Raw genomic sequence first — 6216 nt, forward strand, 5'->3', positions numbered from 1 at the left:
AGATGGCGGGACGCTGAAGGAGAGACACATGGGCATCAGCACGCACATCCTGGACACCTCTCGTGGCCGCCCCGCCGAGGGCGTCACGGTGACGCTGCACGCACAGCAAGACGGGGGTTGGAAGGAGCTGGCGCGAGGGGTGACGAACGCGGACGGACGCGTGAAGCCGCTGCTGGAGACGATTCCCGCAGCGGGCGTGTACCGGCTGTCGTTCGATGTCTCTCCGTACTTCGCGCGGCTCGACACGGAGAGCTTCTACCCGTCGGTGTCGGTGGACTTCCGGGTCCACGCGCCGTCGGAGCACTACCACGTGCCGCTCCTGCTCAACCCCTTCGGCTTCTCGACGTACCGGGGCTGATCGCGGAGGGGCGAAGCCGAACCTCGCGGTGTTCCGCTCGGTGCCGCAGCCGCTGCCCTTCACGGTGAAGCTGCTCGAGCACCACCCGCACTCGAGCCAGGCCTTCCTGCCCCTGGTCTGCGCGCGCTTCCTGGTGTGCGTCGTGTGCGTCGCGCCAACGGAGGACTCGGGGGGGCCCGGACGTGGAGCGGCTCGCCGCGTTCGTGTGCGGCCCGGGGCAGGGGGTGAACTACCACCGGGGCGTGTGGCACCACCCCATCATCGCGCTGGACGCTCCGGCGGAGTTCGCTCGCTGGGGGGCGCCTATTGCGGAGGCAGGAAGTCGTTGTTCATGAACGCCTGGTTGAACTGGGTGTCCACGAGGTTTCCGGTGGCGTCGAAGCAGGAGATGCTCACCCGCGCGCCGTCGCCGGAGTTGCTCCATCCGCCCACCTTGCAGTGCTCGGAGCCGGAACCGTAGGCGGTGACGAGCGTGGTGGAGCTGGCGTTCCAACCCCAGTCCGTGGGGCCGGTGGCCTTGAGGCCGGGGTATTGCACCCAGAAGGAGCCGAGGCTCGAACGGCCCGCGGTGTTGGTGCCGCCGTAGCTGTTGAACTGGTACCAGCTATAGGGCGTGTAGCTGGCCGAGACCTTGTCGTGCGCCCACACGAAGCCGGTGGGGGCGTTCAGCGTGGGCGAGGAGGTGAAGAAGCTCAGGGTGAAGCGGCTATCGGCCGGCTGCCCGTTGGCCGCGAAGCAGCGGACGTAGGCGATGTTGGAGGAACTGGTGCTGCCCGTGCCCCAGTTGACGACCTTGCAGTACTCGCTGCCATCGCCGTAGGCGGTGACGAGCAGCGAGCTGGGGAACTCGGAGGTCTGGCCGGTGAGGGTGACGTTGTAGTTGCCCGTGGTGGTGCGGGCCACCGTGCTCAGCAGGCCGCTGGCATTCCACTGGTAGGTGGAGCTGGGCGTGTAGGAACTGGTGGCGGTGGGGAAGTCGGTCCAGAGATAGGCGCCCCACTGTCCCCCAGGGGTGGTGAGCTGCTGCGAGTTGTAGAGGGCGACGAAGCGGGTGTTCACCAGGTTGCCGGCCACGTCATGGCAGCGGATGTTGATGCTGACGGTGTTGGTGGCCGAGGGGTACCAGCTGCGCACCTTGCAGCGCTCGCTGCCGTAGCCGTACGCGGACACCTGCACGTTGCCGCCCGAGCCGGTGAAGTGGGTGATGTCGACGCGGTAGTCGCCGGTGGACACGTTGACGACGCGCAGGGTGCCGCCCCGCGAGTTGTACGCATAGGACGCAGGCGGGGTGTAGTCGCCGGTCAGGTTGCCGGCCCATACCCAGGCGTAGCCCGTGTCCGCGGCCAGGGCCGCCGCGGGCGCCAGGGTCAGCACCGATACCACCGCTCCCGTCAGCAGCTTCCACCTGTTCACCCTGCTCGCGTGTCTCATGGCCATGGTCTCCGGGACCTGCTCGGGGACAGAAGCGTCCACACCGGAAATACTGATAGCTCAGGATGAGCATGGAATTCAAGCTGAGCAGATTTTTCCGGGTGGAGGACCTCCGGTAGGCAAGGCCGCCAGGGGAGGAGGCAGGCCCTGTCCTTCAGGTCCTCGTCGAGCTCTGAGGCCTCTGTGAGCGCACGGGAGCCAGAGCGTGAAGCAGGCGGGCCCCGCTCCCCATGTACGGGAGGGGGGGCCTTCGTGCGTCCGGCGGTGGTGCTACTCCAACTCCTCCACCGTCACCACCTTCTCCGGCATCACGGACCGGACGGCACAGTCCTTCGCCTCGAGGAGGTGGCGGAGGGCGGCGGTGCGCTTCTCACCCGCACAATCAAGAGGCCCCGTCCTACGGGAACGTCACCTTGGGGATGCTCAGGGTGCGCCCTGCCGCGTCCCACAGTTGCAACGTCACCTCTTCGGAGGGCGCCCCGGGGCCAACGTCGGCCTCAATGAAGACACGCCACGTCTGGCCAGGGGCGATGGCTTCGGGCTGGGCGATCGTCACCCCCTCCAACTTCTCGCCGGTGGCCAAAACCAGGGAGGCTCCAGCCACCAACCATGAATCGGTGCCAGCGTTCATCACCCAGGCGGCCACCGCCACTGTCTTCTCGGAGCGGTAGCTGCTGCCTCTCGTCATGAGGAGGGCACCGTCCCCGGGTTGTGCCGCCCGCACCGGGATCGGAATGGCTTTGATTCCATCCTCTCCCAGTGCTCCGCTCGCATACAGTCCCTGAAGTTTGCCCACCCGATCGAGTCCGGCGCGGAGCTGCCGGTTCTCCACGCGGAGCTGCTCGTTCTTCGCGCGTTCCTGGGCTGCTTCCTGCAGCACGGACTCCCGGGGGCGCTGGTCTCTGAATACCTCCACCTGGCGCGTCGCCTGTCTCGGGTGAGCCACCAAGGAGAAGGTGGCGCTTTGCTGCAAGAGTCCTTCCCCCCAGTGGACTGTGAGCCGGAGACGCTCTCCGGGGGTCATGTCCGGAGGCGGAATGAAGGTGAAGCCACGAGGGCCGCGCAACACTTGCGCGAAACGGGACTCGTCCTGCAACTCCACGACGGCGGGAGCGTCGAAAAAGAAGCCAGTCAGGAGACCCGGGCTGACGCAGACCTCCGGCACCACGGCTCCAGGTGCCAACTCGACGCGGTGGCTGTCCTCGCAGGCATCAGGAGCGGGAGGGGGAGTAGCAGCCATGGGACTTCCATGGAGCAGAACCAGGGCCAGTAGGGAGGGCGGGGCGGGTGGGAGCATGGGAAACGGCCTCCAAAGCGGACCTACTGGAACTGGCGCACGGCGCGGACGCTGACGCCGGAGATGACGAGCGCCCGGGTGGCCGTGCTGCCGGGCTCCATCACGACGCCGAGGACGGGATCCGACACCGACTTCATCTGCAAGCATACGGGCACGATCTCCCCGGAGGGCAACCGGGCCTCGGTGAAGCGACCATAGACACGCTTCTCGCCGATGACGACTCGCCCGGAGAAGGTGGTGTGATCCGGGAGCCCTCCCCACCGACCGATGATCTCCGCAGTGACGGGCCCCTCCTGGAGGGGCACCACTTCCACACGCGGAAGCGGAAGGACGAGGTTGATGCCGTGCGTCGAATCCACACCGAAGCGCTCGTGAGTAGCGGCAGCTCCAGGCGGGCAGTCCTCCGGCGGGGGCTGGGGACGCGGCTGGGGACCGCCGACGCAACCAGCGGAACCGGCAACGCAGCCAGCGGCAAGGAGGGAACGGGCCTGTCGGGTCTTGAGGAGGGGCTTGAGCATGGACGGTGCCTCGGTGTGAATGGGCGCGGGGGTGGATGTCGCGCCGGGGCCAACTTCCGCCGTCCTGGCTGGTTCCTCGACATCCCGGCCGGAGATGCCCTGGTGCGTCGCTTGGGCAGGAGACGACGTTGTGCGTGGGGTGTCACCGTGAGGCGCGCACAACAGGAGCACCACGGCCGCGGTGAGTCCGAGCCCGCCGGCAGCCCACCAACGCCAGCGGATCTTCCGGCGTCCGGGTTCCGCCGGAACTGGGGGGCTCTCGTGGCCGCTTCTCGGAAACATCGGTGTGCGCCAGGAGGAGTCCGCCGCGGTGCACTGCTCCAGCAGGTCCTCTGCAAGTGCCTTCGCGTCCGGGTAGCGGTCCTCGAGCTTCTTCTCCAGCAACCCCATACACACGTCGCTCAAGACCTGGGGCACACGCGGGTTGAGCTCATGCGGAGCCGGCGGAGTCTCCTCGAGGATGGCCCGATTCAACCCGGGGTTGCTCCGGTCTCCGAAGGGGAGCGTGCGCGTCAACAGGCCGTAGATGACGACTCCCAGGGCCCATAGGTCATCTCCCGGGGAGAAAGGGTAGTGCTCGCCCTCCCACTGCCGGGCGAAGCGCAACACCTCCGGGCTGCGGTACTCCGCGGTGCCCGGTGGCAGCCGCATCGTCAGACGGAGCCCCCCTTCCCTGAGGCCGGCCGCGCCGAAGTCCACCAGCACCGGTTGCCCGTCCGCTTCGCGCACGAGGATGTTGGCTTCCTTGAGGTCCCGGTGCACCACGCCCGAGGCATGCACGTCCGCCAGGGTGAGCGCCAGGGGCAACAACACCCGCATCACCAGCTCGAGCGCGGAGGGATTCTCCTCCGCGGCCCAGACGTCGAGCGTGCGGCCCTCGACGAGCTCCAGGGCCAGGACGAGGAAGCGCGGCTCCTCCTCGGGCCACAGGCCGTACCCGTGGAAGGTCACCACGTTGGGGTGCCGCACCAGGCGCAGAGCGGCGGCTTCCCGGTCACCCCGCGGGGTGATGCGCACCAGCTTGACCGCGTAGGGCTTCCCGCTCCGCCTGGCGCGGTACACGGTCCCGAAGCTGCCGGAGGCGATCGTCCCCTCGATGGTGAAGCCCGCCACCTCCGTGCCGGGAGCCACTGTTGGCACCTCTCCCCATGCCTGTCCGCCGTTGTCGTCGAACATGTCTCGTCCCTCCGGAAGTGGCGGACGCTACCAGGGCGGGGGCCGGGGGCCCCGGACGTGCAGGGTTGGGTGGGTGCGTGGTTGAACGCCGAGCGCTACGCCTGCGCCCGGGGCCTGGGCTGCTCCTGCTCTGGCAGGCCCGGATCCACGAGGGCCGCGTGGAAGGCGCCGCGCCCCACCTGGTGCCAGTCCCCGACGCGGGCGAGCTCCAGCCGGGTCTCGGATGGGATGGAGAACGCGACGCGTAAACAGTAACGGGTCCGTTCTTTCAACGTGTTGCTTTGGCTAGCATGACCGGTTCCAACAAGGAGTTGGAGATCTCGGGGCGTGTGCGGCAGTCTCACGAGCCGATGATCGCCCGTGAGCACACGCCGCCTCTCGAAGTGCCCCGGACCCGTCGAGCGGGCAGCGCGAGGCTCGCCTTCGAGCGCGTGGGGAACCGGACCGTGGTGCGCACCGCGCTCGCGCACAGCCCCTTGCGGTTGCTGACGCCGCGCAATCACGGGCACGCCGCCTGGGTCTACACCAGCTCGCTCGGAGGAGGGCTGGTGGATGGGGATCATCTCACCGTGGACCTGGACGTCGCCGAGGGCGCCGCCGCGCTGGTGTCCAGTCAGGGCTCCACGCGCGTCTACCGTTCGCCACGCGGTTGCCGGAGCGAGCTGTCCGCCCGCGTCGCGCCGGGCGCGCTGCTCGCATGGGTGCCGGACCCCACCATGTGTTTCGCGGGAGCCCGGTACACGCAGCGCCAGGACATCCAGCTCGCCCCGGGCGCCTCGCTCATCCTGATGGAGTTGCTCACCGCGGGCCGCAGCGCCGCCGGAGAGCGCTGGGCCTTCACCCACTACACATCCTCGCTCCGGGTCCACCGCGAGGGCAGGGCGCTGATCGATGAGCGCTGGTTGCTCGACCCGGCCCATGGCGTGCTGCCCGAGCGCCTCGGCCGCTTCGACGCGCTGGGGACCGTGGTCCTCGTGGGACCCGCGCTGGACTCCGCCCGCGAGGCGCTCGCCGCGCACGTGGGCCCCCTGCCCGTGACGCCCCGCTCCGGGCTCGTCTGCTCCGCGAGCCCGCTCGGGTCCGACGCACTGGTGCTCCGCGTGGCGGCCACCTCCGCCGAGGCGCTGCTGCGCACCGCGCGCGAGTGGCTGTCCTTCCTGCCCTCGCTGCTCGGGGATGACCCCTGGACACGCCGGGGCTGAGCCCCATTCCTCGCTGGCCGTGAATGACGCACCGGGCCAGGGTGGTGCAGTGGAGTGAAAGTTGAACTCTCACCCCGCCTTATTCACCAGCAGGGCTGGAGGGTGAGCGGAAAAGAAGGGTGACGCGCCTGACCTCCCGAGTGGTAGAGGGGTGTTGTTCAGACAACCACCACCAAACGGCAGGAGGCGCGTCATGGGTGAAATCCTCACCGACTTCTCTCTGAAGTTCAACGG

General features: G+C 68.6%; 6 protein-coding genes. 3 read left to right on the plus strand and 3 right to left on the minus strand.

Annotated features, from left to right (window positions below; translation table 11 throughout):
• Both uraH and AC16DP_RS11035 read left to right on the plus strand, forming a co-directional pair.
• A partial coding sequence (gene uraH, locus AC16DP_RS11030) for a hydroxyisourate hydrolase (protein WP_483956697.1) occupies window positions 1-358 on the plus strand: 358 nt, incomplete at its 5' end.
• A 224-nt stretch (window positions 359-582) separates the two neighbouring features.
• Window positions 583-693, plus strand: a complete 111-nt coding sequence (locus AC16DP_RS11035; RefSeq protein ID WP_329728812.1) for an ureidoglycolate lyase — start codon at window positions 583-585, stop codon at window positions 691-693.
• Here AC16DP_RS11035 and AC16DP_RS11040 read toward each other — a convergent pair.
• From AC16DP_RS11040 to AC16DP_RS11050, 3 genes are all read right to left on the minus strand, one after another.
• The gene (locus AC16DP_RS11040) at window positions 662-1789 is read right to left on the minus strand and encodes a hypothetical protein (RefSeq protein WP_329728808.1); all 1128 of its coding nucleotides are present in this window, start codon (window positions 1787-1789) and stop codon (window positions 662-664) included. The genes AC16DP_RS11035 and AC16DP_RS11040 overlap by 32 nt on opposite strands.
• Window positions 1790-2186: 397 nt before the next feature.
• The gene (locus AC16DP_RS11045; protein ID WP_329728809.1) at window positions 2187-3086 is read right to left on the minus strand and encodes a DUF2381 family protein; all 900 of its coding nucleotides are present in this window, start codon (window positions 3084-3086) and stop codon (window positions 2187-2189) included.
• A 23-nt stretch (window positions 3087-3109) separates the two neighbouring features.
• The gene (locus tag AC16DP_RS11050) at window positions 3110-4780 is read right to left on the minus strand and encodes a serine/threonine protein kinase (protein ID WP_329728810.1); all 1671 of its coding nucleotides are present in this window, start codon (window positions 4778-4780) and stop codon (window positions 3110-3112) included.
• A 290-nt stretch (window positions 4781-5070) separates the two neighbouring features.
• Between AC16DP_RS11050 and AC16DP_RS11055 the strand changes: the two genes are divergently transcribed.
• Window positions 5071-5982 carry an urease accessory protein UreD gene (locus AC16DP_RS11055; protein ID WP_329728811.1) on the plus strand — a complete coding sequence of 304 codons (912 nt, stop codon included), beginning with the start codon at window positions 5071-5073 and terminating at the stop codon, window positions 5980-5982.
• Window positions 5983-6216 lie beyond the last annotated feature (234 nt).

The organism is Archangium sp. (assembly GCF_057119385.1).